Annotated in this window: 10 protein-coding genes and 1 pseudogene; 6 read left to right on the forward strand and 5 right to left on the reverse strand. The window is 52.0% G+C overall.

All coding sequences use genetic code 11. The annotated features are described in order from the left end of the window. Window positions 1-142: 142 nt before the first annotated feature. Both IDH45_RS10415 and IDH45_RS35235 read right to left on the reverse strand, forming a co-directional pair. Window positions 143-1,789, reverse strand: coding sequence for an RNA polymerase sigma factor (locus IDH45_RS10415; RefSeq protein WP_190927221.1), 1,647 nt, complete (start codon window positions 1,787-1,789; stop codon window positions 143-145). A 126-nt stretch (window positions 1,790-1,915) separates the two neighbouring features. Further along, window positions 1,916-2,920 (reverse strand): annotated as a pseudogene (locus IDH45_RS35235) (IS630 family transposase). A 290-nt stretch (window positions 2,921-3,210) separates the two neighbouring features. On the opposite strand from IDH45_RS35235, the gene IDH45_RS10425 reads away from it, so the two are divergent. The 3 genes from IDH45_RS10425 to IDH45_RS10435 all read left to right on the forward strand — a co-directional run bounded on the left by IDH45_RS10425 (window position 3,211) and on the right by IDH45_RS10435 (window position 5,555). Beyond that, on the forward strand, window positions 3,211-4,179 hold the full coding sequence (locus IDH45_RS10425; protein ID WP_190927223.1) for a GNAT family N-acetyltransferase: 969 nt from the start codon (window positions 3,211-3,213) through the stop codon (window positions 4,177-4,179). A gap of 395 nt (window positions 4,180-4,574) precedes the next feature. Next, window positions 4,575-5,033: a GNAT family N-acetyltransferase gene (locus IDH45_RS10430; RefSeq protein ID WP_190927225.1), complete on the forward strand. Its 459-nt coding sequence runs from the start codon at window positions 4,575-4,577 to the stop codon at window positions 5,031-5,033. A 243-nt stretch (window positions 5,034-5,276) separates the two neighbouring features. After that, the gene (locus IDH45_RS10435) at window positions 5,277-5,555 is read left to right on the forward strand and encodes a hypothetical protein (protein WP_223836526.1); all 279 of its coding nucleotides are present in this window, start codon (window positions 5,277-5,279) and stop codon (window positions 5,553-5,555) included. A 164-nt stretch (window positions 5,556-5,719) separates the two neighbouring features. Here IDH45_RS10435 and IDH45_RS10440 read toward each other — a convergent pair whose 3' ends face one another. Next, window positions 5,720-9,385: an LAGLIDADG family homing endonuclease gene (locus IDH45_RS10440; protein ID WP_397327020.1), complete on the reverse strand. Its 3,666-nt coding sequence runs from the start codon at window positions 9,383-9,385 to the stop codon at window positions 5,720-5,722. A gap of 548 nt (window positions 9,386-9,933) precedes the next feature. Here IDH45_RS10440 and dat point away from each other — a divergent pair. Then, a complete protein-coding gene (gene dat, locus IDH45_RS10445) occupies window positions 9,934-10,767 on the forward strand; it encodes a D-amino-acid transaminase (RefSeq protein WP_190927229.1) in 834 nt (277 codons plus the stop codon). Window positions 10,768-10,906: 139 nt separating this feature from the next. Continuing rightward, a complete protein-coding gene (locus IDH45_RS10450) occupies window positions 10,907-11,269 on the forward strand; it encodes an MmcQ/YjbR family DNA-binding protein (protein ID WP_190927231.1) in 363 nt (120 codons plus the stop codon). A gap of 364 nt (window positions 11,270-11,633) precedes the next feature. On the opposite strand, the gene IDH45_RS10455 is transcribed toward IDH45_RS10450, so the two are convergent. Beyond that, window positions 11,634-12,512: an AraC family transcriptional regulator gene (locus IDH45_RS10455; RefSeq protein WP_190927233.1), complete on the reverse strand. Its 879-nt coding sequence runs from the start codon at window positions 12,510-12,512 to the stop codon at window positions 11,634-11,636. A 262-nt stretch (window positions 12,513-12,774) separates the two neighbouring features. On the opposite strand from IDH45_RS10455, the gene IDH45_RS10460 reads away from it, so the two are divergent. Then, the gene (locus tag IDH45_RS10460; protein WP_190927235.1) at window positions 12,775-14,676 is read left to right on the forward strand and encodes a glycoside hydrolase family 36 protein; all 1,902 of its coding nucleotides are present in this window, start codon (window positions 12,775-12,777) and stop codon (window positions 14,674-14,676) included. Here IDH45_RS10460 and IDH45_RS35240 read toward each other — a convergent pair. Continuing rightward, window positions 14,673-14,801, reverse strand: a complete 129-nt coding sequence (locus IDH45_RS35240; RefSeq protein WP_223836527.1) for a hypothetical protein — start codon at window positions 14,799-14,801, stop codon at window positions 14,673-14,675. The genes IDH45_RS10460 and IDH45_RS35240 overlap by 4 nt on opposite strands. Window positions 14,802-14,975: the final 174 nt, after the last annotated feature.

A 14,975-nucleotide genomic window follows, 5' to 3' on the forward strand; every position in this document is an offset into this window, starting at 1 on the left:
GTTTTTGATCATTTTCTTAAGTTCAGGTGGGGGCCGTGGTGCAATAGCGATGTTTTAATCACTTCGTTGAACAGAGTATTGCGTGAAAATGGCCAGCATGACCCTGGAACGGCCATTCATCGTATCCATTTCCGAACCGGACTTACTTGACCGGCCCCATCCAGGTTGTAATCGTCTTCTTCTGGTGCGACAACGGCGGTTTCAACTTCCCGTTATCGATCAAATGCTTCAAAATATAAGCCACCAGCCGGCCTCCGCCGGTATTGCCTCTCACCATGTAAGCAAGCTGCGGCTCCAAATGTTTCGACTGATTTTGCAGGAACAGCCTGAGCATTTTATCGTAGAGCTTGCCGACAGCAGGCGCATACAGGGCGGACAAATCCGGCATTGCCTTGTTCAACCGATCCAGCGTTTGCGGAGAGTCGATCCAAACCGCATTGAACTTGTACCCCTCCTCCGTCTTGCGGATGTACCCCTTCTCCAGCAGGAACGAATATTGCTCGCTGTTCCCTTCGTTGTCAGGCAGTTCCCCTTGTTGGAACGCATGGCAAACCTCGACATTCCGGTATTCCAGGAAACGCCAATCCACCTGGCGGTCGCTCCAGTACGTATTGAATTGCCACAAGTATAAGGGACTGTCTTCGACGTAGCGGATACTCGGACCGAAGGTGACGTAACTACTCAGATCAAAACCCGGATCGGCATTGCGGCTCCGGTTCAACGCCGCATAAGCGATATACTGCCCTCCGTCCTTTCGCATCGGCGCGACCGCATCGAAGTTGCCGCCCGCCGGCATGCTCCGCCAGGATTGCTCCTCGACGTTCTTGGGCAGCAAGGTCCAGAGCAGGAAGTTATAGTCGCCGTCCGGAACGTACACTCCGCTATCCTCGACTTGCCGGCGAACTTCCATCAACGCGTCGAAATGAACATCGGCCACTTCGACGGCGCACTCTTGCCAGAATTGATGACCAGCTACGGCCAACTCGAAGAGGTCCCAGACGATGGTATTGCTTTGATATTTGCCGGGAGAGGTTTGGATGAGAAAATTGTAATCGGCCAGGTGCCGGACTTCGTCTTCCAGCAAAGACGGCGGCATTCCGAGCTCCTCCGCGATTTGATTGACGGTATGCGCCTTGTGATAAGCCGCGTAAACGATATTTTGCGCCAAGGCGCGTCCAAGAAAATCGTTGGTTTCGCCCAGTCTGCCGGCCGAACCGGAATGGCCCATTTCCCCCATGCTGACCGGATTGACACTCAAAGTTCCTGTTGCGCGCATACGATTCATCCCTTTCCTTAACTCCTTTTTGGCCTCGCTCAGATGCCACTTCACCGTGTTGACAGGAATGTTCAGAGCAATCGCGATATCGCCGATTTTAAGCTCGTCGTAGTAATACATGACCACGATCCGGCGATGGATGTCGGACAGAAACGCGACTTCACGGCGCAGCTCGCGGTAAGCTTCGGTTACCAGCAGCCGGTCAAGCGGCTCCCGGGAACGGTCGGCCGACAGTTCGGACATGCCGTTGATTTCGATCGCTTGGGGAGCGTGCGCACGTTTTTTCAACCAATTCACCCAAGTGTATCGGGCAACCGTCCAGACGTAAGCCTCCAGGCATCGAATGTCCCGCACCCCGGAGAAGGATTTCAACAACTGCAGCATAATCTCCTGAGCCAGATCCTCCGCCTCCGCTCGCTGCTTGACCCGGTTCAACGCAAAACCGAAAATCGGTTTGACATAGCTCCGAATGGCTTCCGCCGCTTCTTTTCCGTTCTTCCCGATCGAATCCATCTTTCGCCTCCGCAATTGCGTCTGTAATTCTTGACAATCAAATAGTGTGTCAAGCGAGAAAAAGGTTGGGATATTTTCAAAAAAATTTGGACGTCCTACCGGCTCACCCACATATGTACAATACAATTACAAACATCGCGGATAGGTCATTTGAATGGTTAATGAGACGTTATGAGCTTTCTTATAGAACTTCTCGAAAAAGACGTTATTAACGACATCCGCTTTAAGCCACAACCACAATCCTTCGACAGGATTTAGATTCGGACTATACGAAGGAAGAAAAACCAACTGTAGACGCGGATTCTCTTCCAGGAAAGGCTGTAAGCCAATCGCATGATGAATGCGGCTGTTATTCAGAATCATGGCGATTTTCCCACTCGGGTATGCCGCAAGAATGTCTTGTAAAAAGCGAATAAAGGCGGCTACATCGGCCTTTTCTTCTTCCCTGTGATGATCTTGACCCGTTTCGTAGTTGATCGCACCAAATAGCTTGGCGCCTTCGTGCTTCCCGTAGGTAGGTACTTTGCGCTGGCGACCTCGTGGAAACCAACTGTATTTCAAAGCTTGATACGAGCGAATCATGGATTCATCTTCAAACAGGAGATGGTGAATTTCTTCAGATTCCACCTGTTCTTTCAAACTGGCGAACGTATGCTTGCGGAACAAGGCTTGCGCATCCGCATCCGCTTTCGCAAGGGTATAGGTCGCTTAGGTGAAGCTGAAGTTCATGCGTTTAAGCATTACGCTAATGCCTCTAACGCTCATCGCAACATCAAACTCCCGCTTGATCCACTCCGACACAAGCGGAAGCGTCCAGGTGTAATGCGCTTCAAAACCTACATCGACCAGCAAAGCCTCTAACTGATGACGTTGCTGATCGTTGAGTTTGGGCGGTTGACCGGGAGAATGATCCATTTCAAGTCCAGCAAGGCCGTGTTTCTGATAATCCTGCCAATACATGCTGATAGTTTGACGAGCCCGGTCAAGCAATTGTCCAATTTCCGAAAACGAGAGTCCTTCCAGATGAAGCTAAACGGCTAGATATCTTTCGTAGAGGCGTTTATCGGGTGTTTCTATCATGGCTTTGTCTAATCGTTCGATCTTTGCTTGCTTGCGTTTTGTGCTGTTCATGTTCATCGCCGCCTTGGGTTGAAGGATACTATTTATTACCCAGTTTGGCGGTGAGTTCGACTTCGTTAGATCATTAGTTGCGGTTTATATATTTCAATTTATTAAACGGCTCATTGCAAGTGGAAACTTTTACGGATTTTTTTATTTCATTTCTTTTTCACCATAACTTTGAAAGATTCTTGGATTATGATGTAAATATAATATTCGGAAAGGGTGATGTGATATGGTGAAGACGAACTGCCATGTATCTAATCTTTGTAAGTTAAATTTATTTAAAACGGAGGAGTTAGATGAACACAATCACCCGAACATGGTCTACGGACATGACTTTCTATGCATTGTCTGATCAATGCTCCATTCGTAAAGCTGATGCTAAAGATTGGAGTCTTTATAACAGTATTTATTATAATCAGGCGTATAACGGATTTTTTAAAGAATATGGCTTTGACGTGTATGACGGTAATAATGCCTTTTGGATTTTTAATTATGAGTCAAAAATTGGTGGGGTAATTCTCACCGAAAATCGATTGTATAACTTGTTTTTTATCCCGCCATTTAATGATGAATTAAAAGTAGTTAAATTATTAAAACACCTTCTTGTAGATTTTTCTGACGGATCTAAAAATATCACAGTAATTAATGTGCTTCCACATCAAGTTGATCTATTTTCCCAAGCAGGCTTTTGGGCGGACATTAACCGTTCTCGTATGATGCAGCGCCCAACTGAAGTCCTCAATACCATTTGGGATGACGGCTTTAGAATAGAATCACCCGTTATGGAAAACGGAAAGTTTTCAATCGAATTAGAAATAGCGGAATTGTTTTTTGAGAGCTATAAAGGCGGAATTAATGCAGCAAGAAGAAATCATATCTCGAAAGAAAGCTTTATTTTTAAACGAAGTAGTAATATTTTTACTGACTCGATGCTTAAGGCATCCACCCTGGTATTTGATAATAACACTAAGCAATTAGTTGGATCATGTTTGTTATTTTTAGAAGATAAACAGCGAACGTATTACCCTGGTGTTTTTAATATTGGTGTCCTCCCTAATTACAGGAACAAAGGATTAGCTTCCAATATGCTAAAGAGAGCATTGACACTTTTATACGGGGAATATCCGATACTAAGAATTGGTGTACTGCAAGGAACATATGCTGAATCTCTCTATTATAATTTGGGGTTCATGCCAGCTGATGTGGAGGTAGAGCGTTTAGTTTTACCTACCTCTGAGATAAAGTTGTTGAAGTCAATCCAATAACCAAAGCAACTGACGGGGACTCATAATTTAAAGTGAGTCCCTCTTTTACTTAAGAAACAAGTCATTTCGCTAACGGAGACATTAGCACAATAAATCGATTAGATGGCAGCAAGTACATGATTGCTGTTTTCCAATTATATAAAAAAGGAAATTTACCGACTGTACCGAGTTTTGGTGTGAAGATAAATTTGAACTAGGACTTTAACTTAACAATTGAATATGTTAAAAGAATTTTTCCCTATAATTAATTTTCGCTAATTCAATATTATGTGAGTGAAAAAACTGAAGGGAGCGATGTAACAATGTTAAATAAGGTGGTTATCATTTAAGTCCACAGACGGTTTCCTTTTATTCTTTGGGTTTCTTCAGAGGACAAATTTAAGGGAGGAATCCAGGTGACAATACATTTAAAAGAGATTACTAAAGATAATTGGGAAGAATGTGTGCTTTTGAAAGTTTCCAAAGAAGAGGAGCGTTTTGTTGCTCCCAATGTGTTTTCAATTCTACAATCGCAATACGAGCCAGACAAAGTCCCTCTTGCAGTTTATAATGATGAAACTATGGTTGTTTTTTTAATGTACGGGCGTGACCCAGAAGATGGACGTTATTGGATTCTACGTTTGATGATTGACAAAAATTATCAAAGACAAGGTTTTGGGAAAGCCGCATTGTTGGAAGTAATAAAATTAGTTAAGAGTTTCCCTGACTGTAGTGTGGATTTAACGATAAGTTATAAGCCTGATAATGAAGTAGCAAACAGATTATATACAAGTGTTGGATTTACGAAGACAGGCGAAATTTTAGGGGATATTTACAAAAAGTACGAAGTCGTCGCAAGACTTATACTGAAATAACTTCATTTAATAAAGAGAAGAAGTAGCCACTTCCATTACGGGAGTGGTTATGAATTTATATACTGATCTATATTTTGGGTCAAAATGCACTTTGTGTTTAGATACATTACGATGAGCTAATGTGACGGTCGCTCAACTAACGGGGACGCTAGCGACAGAACCACTATTTTGGAAAGGAATGATTAAACCCTTCCAAGCAAAGCGAAGCTAAGGATAATAAGCCATTGTGGGAGGGTTTAATATATGAGATTGATGGATCTGTGGATGTTGTATGAGGCTGATAAGCGCATTTTGGGATTTAGCCCGCACACAAATGTTGAAGACATCAACTGGGGAAACTGCTCCGTAATAATGAATGGGAAAGGTTCTAAGCAAATAGAAGTTTATTTTACGACAGAGTGTAAGGTCTGGTTAAAGAGATACCTTGAGGAGCGTGAGGATTCTTGTAAAGCTCTCTTTGTGAAAGAAACTCACCCTGTCCGGCCATTTATTCATATCGATGCACACCTTTATAAAAAATAAAGACAGCTGAAAAGATCTCAGCTGCCATTCGTGTATTTTTATTCAATTACCGTATAAAAGTTCGTTCTAACGAATTCTGCAACAAATTGTCTAACGAATTATGAAACAATTCTAAATGATTTTGGAATTTCACAGTGGGATTCCCTCGTACTTCCTCCCACCAATCAAGAACACTTGCTATATCCGCAGTTAGCGCAGTTTTTGCAGCCTTCGCTGTTCACCAGCGAGGCGGAGCCGCAGGACGGGCACAGGTCGGTCGACGTGCTGGCGGACGGCGTATACGGCTTCACCGATTCGACGGTGGCGGTGATTTCCTGCGTCGCCGTAATATACGGCTCGGAATCATCGCCGCTGTGCATCTCGAGCGCCTTGGCGACGGCGTCGGCGATCGACTCGACCCGGTTCGGGCCGAAGCCGATGGCGCCGGAGCCGCCGATTCCTTTGAGATGCTTGACGAGCAGCTCCACCTTGTTGCCGTGGTCGCCGTAACGGAGGAACAAGGAGCAGACGCGGCCGAGCGCTTCGGACATCGCGAATACGTCCGATCCGGCTTTGCCGACGTTCATGAATATTTCGCTCGGCGTGCCGTTCATATCATTGATCGTAATGTACGCCATTCCGAACGGCGTGTTGAATTTATACGTAGCGCCGCGAAGAATTTGCGGACGTTTTTTGTACTGCTTATCGAAAACTTGCTGAGTCTCCGGACTGATCCCGGTCGTCAGTGTCGACGACAGCTGGGTCAGCGCCCCCGTGTCGCCCGCTTCCGAAGAACCGGACGGCTGCTCGGCCGCCGCCTGAACGGGTTCCGCCTTCGCCTCTTCCTTCTTGTCTTCCTTCTTCTCGGTCGAGAGCACTTGAACGTCGCGGCTACCGTCGCGGTAGATCGTTACGCCTTTGCAGCCGAGATCGAAGGCCAGCTCATACAGTTTCTTCGTCTCTTCCACAGTAAAGTCGGACGGGCAGTTCGCCGTCTTCGAGATCGAGCTGTCGACCCAAGTCTGGATGGCCGCCTGTGCGCGGATATGGTCTTCGGCAGACAAGCTCATCGCCGTGACGAAGTAATCCGGCAGTTCCTCGTCCGGATGCTGATCCTTGTACTCCTGAGCGATCGGCACATACTGCTTGTCGTAGCCGAGACGGCTCTGGCGGTAATATTCAAAGGCGAAGTAAGGCTCAATTCCCGTGGATGTGCCGACCATCGTTCCGGTGCTTCCCGTCGGAGCTTGCGTAATGACCGTAACGTTGCGCATCCCTTGGCTCCGGATCGCTTTGCCCACTTCTGGGAACGTCTTCGTCATCTGCTTCATGAAGCCGCTCTGCAGAAACTTCTCGCCGTCGAATGCGGTGAAAGAGCCTTTCTCTCCGGCGATTTCCGAAGAGGACAAGTACGCTTCCTTCGCCATAAATCCGTACAGCTTATCCAGGAACACGAGCGATTCCGGGCTTCCGTAACGGATCTTCAGCTTGATCATCAGCTCGGCCAGTCCCATCGTGCCAAGACCCACGCGGCGCTCGCTTTTCTGGTTCTTTTCGTTTTCCTCGAAATGATAAGGCGTCCGGTCGATGACGTTGTCCAGGAACCGGACCGAATAGCGAACGGTTTTGCCCAGATCGTCCCAAGCGACATCGTGGTTCTTCTCGTCGTAAAACTTGGACAGATTAACTGCCGACAGATTGCAGACGCCCCATGCGGGAAGGCCCTGTTCGCCGCAGTTGTGGACGACTACCCCGTTTGCTATAAGCGAATGCGTGACTGGCTCGGTAATATCGTACACCGTTACCGTCTCGCCCGGCTCCACGCTTTCTACCTGGGACACAAACTTCTCCGTTTTTCTCGATACCCGCGAGATGCGCTCCAGCGCCTGTTGTTTGCGTCCAATCAGACCAAAGCCGACCTGCTCCTTGAAGGCGACGATGTTGTTGCCGCTCAGGATCAATTCATAGAACATACGGCCGGCATATTCCCGCTCTTCCCCATGGATGGTCGTATAGGCAAACGCACGCTGATTCGCCTTCGGACGGGCATAAATATGGCCATGGATGCCGAGATTGAGCAAAAGAAGCTGCACGTCCTGCAACAGCTTGCGGGAAGCCGACGTCAGTCTGACGCTCCGATGCATCTCGTCCTTGTCATAAACGGTACCGTCCGCACTGAACAAAGCTTGCAGGAAGGCGACTACGGTCGAACGAGATGCGGTGAACAGCGCTGACGGAACTTCTTTCTCGTGAGACTTGACCCGCTTGACGCCCAATTCCTCCAAACGTTCGCGCAATTCTTTTTTCCACCAAAAAATTTGCGAGGTGCCGTTTCTTCGCTCGAACACTTTCGCGTCGTTGCCGGACACCGACCGCCCTGCGGCGAGCAATGCCGGGATTGCCTCGCGATCGTCGCGACCGAATACCATGCCGATGTCGCCCCGCGAAGACAACCAGCCGTCTCCGGTCAGCCAGCCCAGAAACGTTCCCCACGCTTCGCCCAACTGATCCTCGGCGGCAAAAGCGCCCGCTCCCGACTGAATGTACACCTTGTCGTCGGCCGTTACGTGTCTGGCTTCCTTCCAGCCTTTGTCCGTATAGATGCGATGCTCCGGCGTCACTTTCAACTCCATACCGTTTCGCAAGCTAACGACCAGCGTCTGCCTGACCCCGGTCGGGAATACCGTCGATCTCCTCATCGTAACACCGGGTACTTCATAAGAACGCCCGTTAACAACATCCGCCTGGCTTATGAGGCGATCGTCCGTTGCCGTCAAGAACGACTGGCTGCCGACCTTTTGATACAACTGCTCGATCGTGATCAGGCCATATTCGGTCGAGATGCGAGTTTCCGGGTGAAAGCAAGGATTCGTGCAAATAATCGGGTTGAAATACCAGCTGTTCGACATCTGGTTGTAATATTCCATGAACACGACGCCCGGCTCCGCGGAGCGCCATGCCGATTCGATAATCGTATGCCACACTTCGCGCGCTTTGACGGTGCGGAACGGCTTTACTTTTTTGCCGAGCGACTTCCACTTGTCGAGATTGCCGTCCCAGATTTCGTTGTACTCCGGATCGGTCGTGTCCGGGAAGACGAGCTCCCAGTCCAAATCTTCCTTGACTGCTTTCATGAACCCGTTGCTGACGCAAACGGACAAGTTCGCATTCGTAATCTGGCCCATCGTCGACTTGACGGTGATGAAGTCAAGCAGATCCGGATGCCAGTCGTTAATCATCAACATCAGCGCGCCGCGCCGGCTGCCGCCCTGCTCGATCAGCCCGGTCGTATAACTGAACAGGCCGCCCCAGGAGACGGCGCCGCTGGACGATCCGCTCACGCCGCGTACCACCGAACGGCGGGGACGCAAGCTGGACAGATTGATGCCCACACCGCCTCCGCGCGACATAATCTCGGTCATCTCCGACAGCGTAGCCATGATGCCGCCCCGGCTGTCATGAGGCGAAGGAATGACGTAGCAGTTAAACAGCGTCAGCTCATCGCTCGCTCCTGCCCCTGCCGCGATCCGTCCGCCCGGAACGAGTCTCCAGTCGTCGAGAATGTAGCGGAACTTGTCCTTCCATTCCTTCTGCTTCTCGGTAGTCGTCTCCACCGAAGCCATCGCCGCCGCCAGACGATCCCACAGCTGTTCAGGCGTTTTCTCTTTCGTCAAGGTCAATTTATCTATGCTGGATTCGAACAACTCGCCGCTGCGAAGCCGAATCTTGACTTGTCTGCCGTTTCGTTCGATAACTTCTCCGACTTCCTTGCTCGGAAACTTCGGATCGTCCTTCGTCAAGACGAGTACGAGATCTCCGACAAGCGTGTTTTCCGTGTCGGCGTCCTTCATCGCATACCGGTCGAGAAATATTTTTTCGCTGAGTCCTTCAAGCCGTTTCAATTGAACCGTCTCCAATGGTAACCCTCCCGAATAAATGAAATCAGCGCGAAAATGCGCGGAAACCGTTCTTCATCATGCTATGTAAAACCGTTCCCCAATTGCATGTCCCCCACAATATATGGGTGAGAATTTCATTATACAACACTAGATCTAGTGCATCTATTAACGAATCGATGAATTAGTGGAAATTAATTGGACTAGCACCCCGATAGCTCCGATTTTCTCCGCAAAGCTCCTTATTTCAGATCGGACACCCTTTCGATTTGTCGACAAATTCCGATTTTTTTTGGTATTCCGGCAATAAAATTTCTTGGAAATTCCGACCACCGGATCATGCGGAAAACGTTTTCATCTGCATCTTAAACCGGCATTTTCCGCCCTCTCTCGCTTCTATAATTTCATCGGATTTAGTATGATATACAGATAGCTTGAATATGCTTCCCGGGCTTTGACAATCGGCTCCCGGACGAGATCCGCAAAAAAGAGAGGTGCCTGCCTTGATCCTGATCGACGACCGTTTCCTCCCCGAATCCGAAGCTTCCGTCTCTTACATGGACAGAGGCTATTATTTTGGCGACGGCATCTATGAAGTATTCCGCATATACAACGGGCAGTTGTACGAGAAACCGGCCCACTACGAACGGCTTATCCGAACCGCCCGCGAAGTTAAAATGCGTCTTCCGGCCCCCATCGAAACGATCGATGACCGGCTGACCGAGCTGCTGGAACGATCCGGCGTCCGCAATGGCATTTTGTACGTCCAGATCACCCGGGGCGTCGCCCCAAGATCGCATGCATTTCCGCCGGCCGAGACGAAGCCGGTTCTTCTGGCCTACTGCAACGAGCTGGAGCGCCCTGTCGGCAAAATGCAAAGCGGGATCTCCGCCATCACCCTGCCCGATATTCGCTGGCTTCGCTGCGATCTGAAGACGCTCAATCTGCTCGGCAGCGTGCTGGCCAAGCAGGAGGCGGCAGAGGCGGGAGCCGACGACGTCATCCTTCACCGGGACGGCATCGTAACCGAGTGCAGTGCGTCCAACCTGATGATCGTCAAGGACGGCGAGGTTTCCACCCATCCAGCCGATCATCTCATTTTGCATGGGATTACCCGTGCTGTCGTGCTGCGGCTTGCGGAAGAGAACGGAATTCCGGCGCACGAAATCGCCTTCTCCCTGGAAGCGCTGCGTCAGGCGGATGAAGTGTTCCTGACCGGAACGACAATGGAGCTGTTCCCGATCGTAACGATAGACGGCGTCTCCGTTGGCGGCGGCCAGCCGGGGCCGGTGACGAGGAAGCTGCAGGCGGCTTTCGAGAAGACGATCCCGATCTGACAAACAGACGACACGCTGTCCGATCCGAATGCTCCTGCCGTTCATAGGCACCGATACGATCCTGTACTTATCCCTAATCCGTAACGCTTCCAGATCGGTCTATTTTCGCTTTTCTTACATAAGGAGTGTGCCAAAAGTCATGAATATGTCCGGATTAACCGCATACTGTCTGACCCAGCCCGGCGCCCGGGAAGATTACCCGTTCGGTCCGGAGCCTCTCGTGATGAAGGTGGGACCGAAGATGTTCGCCCTCCTGTCCGTCGGCGAGAGCGGCCAGCCGTCCATCTCGCTGAAGTGCGATCCGGAACTTGCTTATTTGCTTCGCCAGCAGTATGCCGCCGTGAAGCCGGGTTACCATCTAAACAAACAGCACTGGAATACCGTCGTCATCGACGGGACGGTACCGGACGAGGAGCTGCGAGGGATGATCGACGATTCCTACGCTCTCGTGACGCGGTCCTTGACCAAAGCGGACAAGGAAAAGCTCGGCCTGATTCGTTAGCCGCTGCCCGATTTACCCAGACGCTGCTGCTAAGACGTCTGAGCGCAGCCCTTATTCAGAGGTTGAATACCAATAAACGGCAGCTTTCGGGTGAACAGAAGGTCGGATCTACGTGCGGTTGTGGAAGACAATAAGAGTTGTTTGTACCCTCTATTTTGGGCATATTTGAAAGTCTGGGGCGGATAAAGGCGGTTTGCATCCCTTATTCCAACCAACTTGTAGGGTCTGCCCCCTTTTCGCATAGATTAGCAGCTCCAAACCGCCTCTATTCCTCCATCCTGCACCACTTTTGCGAAAATAAGAGGTACAAACCGCTTCTATCCGCCCATCGGACGCTTGACTACCGCTTCCGGCCCACCGGCTGTCACGACTCGGGCTGAAAATGCTCCATGCCCAGCTTCTGGACTCGCAGCTCGGAAGGCGAACAGCCATGCCATTTCTTGAACTGTCTGGAGAAATGGAACGGGTCGGCGAATCCGACGGAAGCCGCGATCTGACCGATCGTCAGCGGTTCGCTCAGCAGTTGCCTGGCCCGCTCCATGCGCAGCTTGAGCAAATACTGCGCGGGGCTTTGCCCCGTCGCTTTTTTGAACATCCTCGACAAATAGGCGCGGTGGTAGCCCGTTTCCTTCGCCAGCTCGTCCATCGAAACCGGTCTGTGGTACTGAAGCGCCAAATAGCGGGCCGCATGTTCCATCCTTCGGCTCGTCTCCGCCTCCTCCAGCCGCCCCCTGCTTCCTTCCCCCTCCCGTTGATCCATCTGGCGATCGGCCCATTCTCCGAAAATAAGTCTCAGGTTGGCTCCCGCCTTCAGATCGCAGCCCGGTCCGCCTGTGCGGAGTGCATCCTGAACCCGCCAGAACAAAACGTTCGCGCGCCGGGTCCCCCCTCCCTCCAAAACCGGCGAATCCGGCTCGACGCCAAGCTCTCTTAGCCGGTAATCGACCTCCGTTCCCCGAAACCCGATCCAGCGGTAACTCCATGGCTCCGTCTCATCCGATCCATAGCCCGCCAGCTCTCCCGGATAAATGAAAAAGCAGTCTCCCGCCTTCAGCTCCCGGCGTGTGCCCCTTGAAGTCAAGCTCCCTTTCCCCGATACGACCAGATGAACGAGGTGATAGCCGAGTACGTGGGGCCCGACCTGGTGGAGCGGCGGCGTCCGGTTGTTTCCGGCGAACAGCACCGTTATTTCCCCGTTTCCGGCAAAGGGATTAATCGTCACGCCGTGCAGGTCCGGTCTCATCAAACGCCCTCCTTGTCCGCAGCTCCTCTAATGGCTTTATTGTACTACGGAAGCTTCCTTTCGTGCAGTCCGCCACATCCCTCCAACCTCCACTTTCCTTCACTTCCCTCCATCCACATGTCGAAGCAAGCGTCCCACAAGTTACAAATATCTATGCGAAGGTCATCTTTCTCTATGGCCGTAACGTCTCGCCTGATCTATGATTCGTACTAGAATCCAAGCAATGCCATGCAGACAAGTGTAAATGAAAGGGAGCGGCGATATGGATAAACTTAAGCAAACGATCGATTTCGGCAAAGCGTCCATCAAGGTGATCGGGGCAGATCGGACTTACAGCGAGAGCAAGACGACGACCCGCAGCACGGGGAGCCTGGGGAGCACAGGGAGCACGACGATCCGGCGCTGGGAGGCGGTAACGGTTACGCTACAGCAGGACGAGGAGGGTATCTGCAGCGTCTCGATCGTCAATAGCGGGGACGAGGCGTTCCAGCTCCAGCGCGTCTGTATCGAGTGGACGGCCGAACAGTTTACCCCCCGGCTGGACAGCCGGGATTACATCCAGCTGTACCACTCGCGGGACTTCTCCAAACTATCGGGCGTCCGTCCCGTTCACCGTCCGAACGACTGGTCCGATCCGGCGGACGCTTCGGGCATGGTCACGGTATTATCGAAGCGGCAAGACGGAACCGCGCTGCTGATCGGCGCCCTGCCTCCTTACGGGGACTGTTTTGCCGACTTCCCGCTGCTGCACGACAAGCCGCACCGGGACGGAAGCTTCGGGTTCGGCATCCATCTGCAATCCCCGAGGCGGCTCACTCCAGGACAGGAAGATACGCTCGCCCATCTGGTCGCGCTGGAAGGCGCGGACGGAACGGAGCTGCTCGAGCGGTACGGCGAACTGATCCGCCGCCGTTTGTCTTCAATGATCCGGGTTCGTCCCCGAATCACCGGATGGAACACGTGGGATTATTATGCCGGAGCCGTCCGGCAAAGCGACATAACCGATAACGCGGCCGCCGCCCGGACGCAGTTCGGTGACGCGCTTCGTTATTTCGTTGTGGACGAGGGCTATGAGTGCCAATGGGGAGTCTGGGAAAGCGGCTGGAAGTTTCCGGACGGGTTGGACGGACTTTGCGCAAGCATCCGGGAAAACGGCTACGAGCCCGGCATCTGGACCGCTCCACTCATGGTCAACGTGTATACGCCGCTGTACCGGCAGCACCCGGACTGGTTCGTGGGGGACGGGCAGGGCAATCCTTACTTGACCCAGATGGGGTACGGCACGATGGCTCAGCTCGATATGACCCGGCCCGGCGCTGCGGCGCACATCCGGGACGTGTATACTCGTCTGCGCGCGAACGGGTTTACGTATTTCAAATGCGATTTCACCCAAATGCTGCTGGGCGCTTCGTCGTTCGCAAGCGGAGACCTCTCGCACGCAGGCATGCTGCGCAAACTGTTCCTAACGATCCGGGAGGCGATCGGAGACGACGCCTACCTGCTCGCCTGCGGCGCGCCATACGAAGCAGCGGCCGGCATCGCGGACGCGCACCGGACGACCGGCGATATTCACAATTACTGGAGCCATATCCGCCAAAACATCCGCTCGATGTTCGCCCGGTGGTGGATGCAGGGGACGCTTGGCAATACGGACCCCGACTTCGCGATCGTCCGCTGCGGCGATACGACTGACGACACGCTGCTGAACCGCAGGCAGAAGCTCCAGCCGTGGAGAGCGGGGGGCAATTGGGGCACCGGCCGCGAGATGAATCTGGAGGAGGCGAAAACGCTGCTGCTCGCCTGCCTGGTGACCGGGGGCGATCTGGTGCTCGGCGATGCGCTGGGGAAACTCAATGCCGAAGGAACGGCGCTGCTTCGCCGTATAATGGACATCCCCGTCAGCCGCGGCCAACCGCTCAACCTGTTCCGTCCGGACGGAGACGACTTGCCGATCGTGGTCGCGGATAGCGGCGGCGGCAAGCTGATCGCCCTGTTCAACCTGAGCGACGATTATCTGGCGCAGTCTGTCCCGGAAACGGTGTTCCCGCGCTCAGGTACGGGAGTGGAAATATGGAGCGGCGGGGAAGAAGCGCTTCCTTCCGGCGGCGTCGTGCCGCTAGCCCCCCGCAGCGCGAAGGCTTGGCTGGTCCGGCAGGGCGTTTAATAGACGGCGGGGCCATCAAGTCTTTGGGTGATAGGCCCATGCACAAAGGCCTGCAGTATATTGTTTCTACCTGCCTGCACAGCGCAATGCAATGCAGTCTGTCCGGCAATAACTTCGGGACACATCCTCTATGGCGGTCTTAGCGGAAGTTTTAGTTCCGTTATCGCGGACAGCGGACGTTCCAACGGGCAATAGCGGAAGCATCGCTTCCGCTATTTGTGCATATGACGCCGCTTTTAGCGTTTTTCCCCGAAATAGCGGAAGTAATCCATCCGCTTTCCCCGCTTAAACGGCATTTC

The sequence above is a fragment of the Paenibacillus oceani genome (assembly GCF_014705615.1).
GTDB lineage: Bacteria > Bacillota > Bacilli > Paenibacillales > NBRC-103111 > Paenibacillus_AB > Paenibacillus_AB oceani.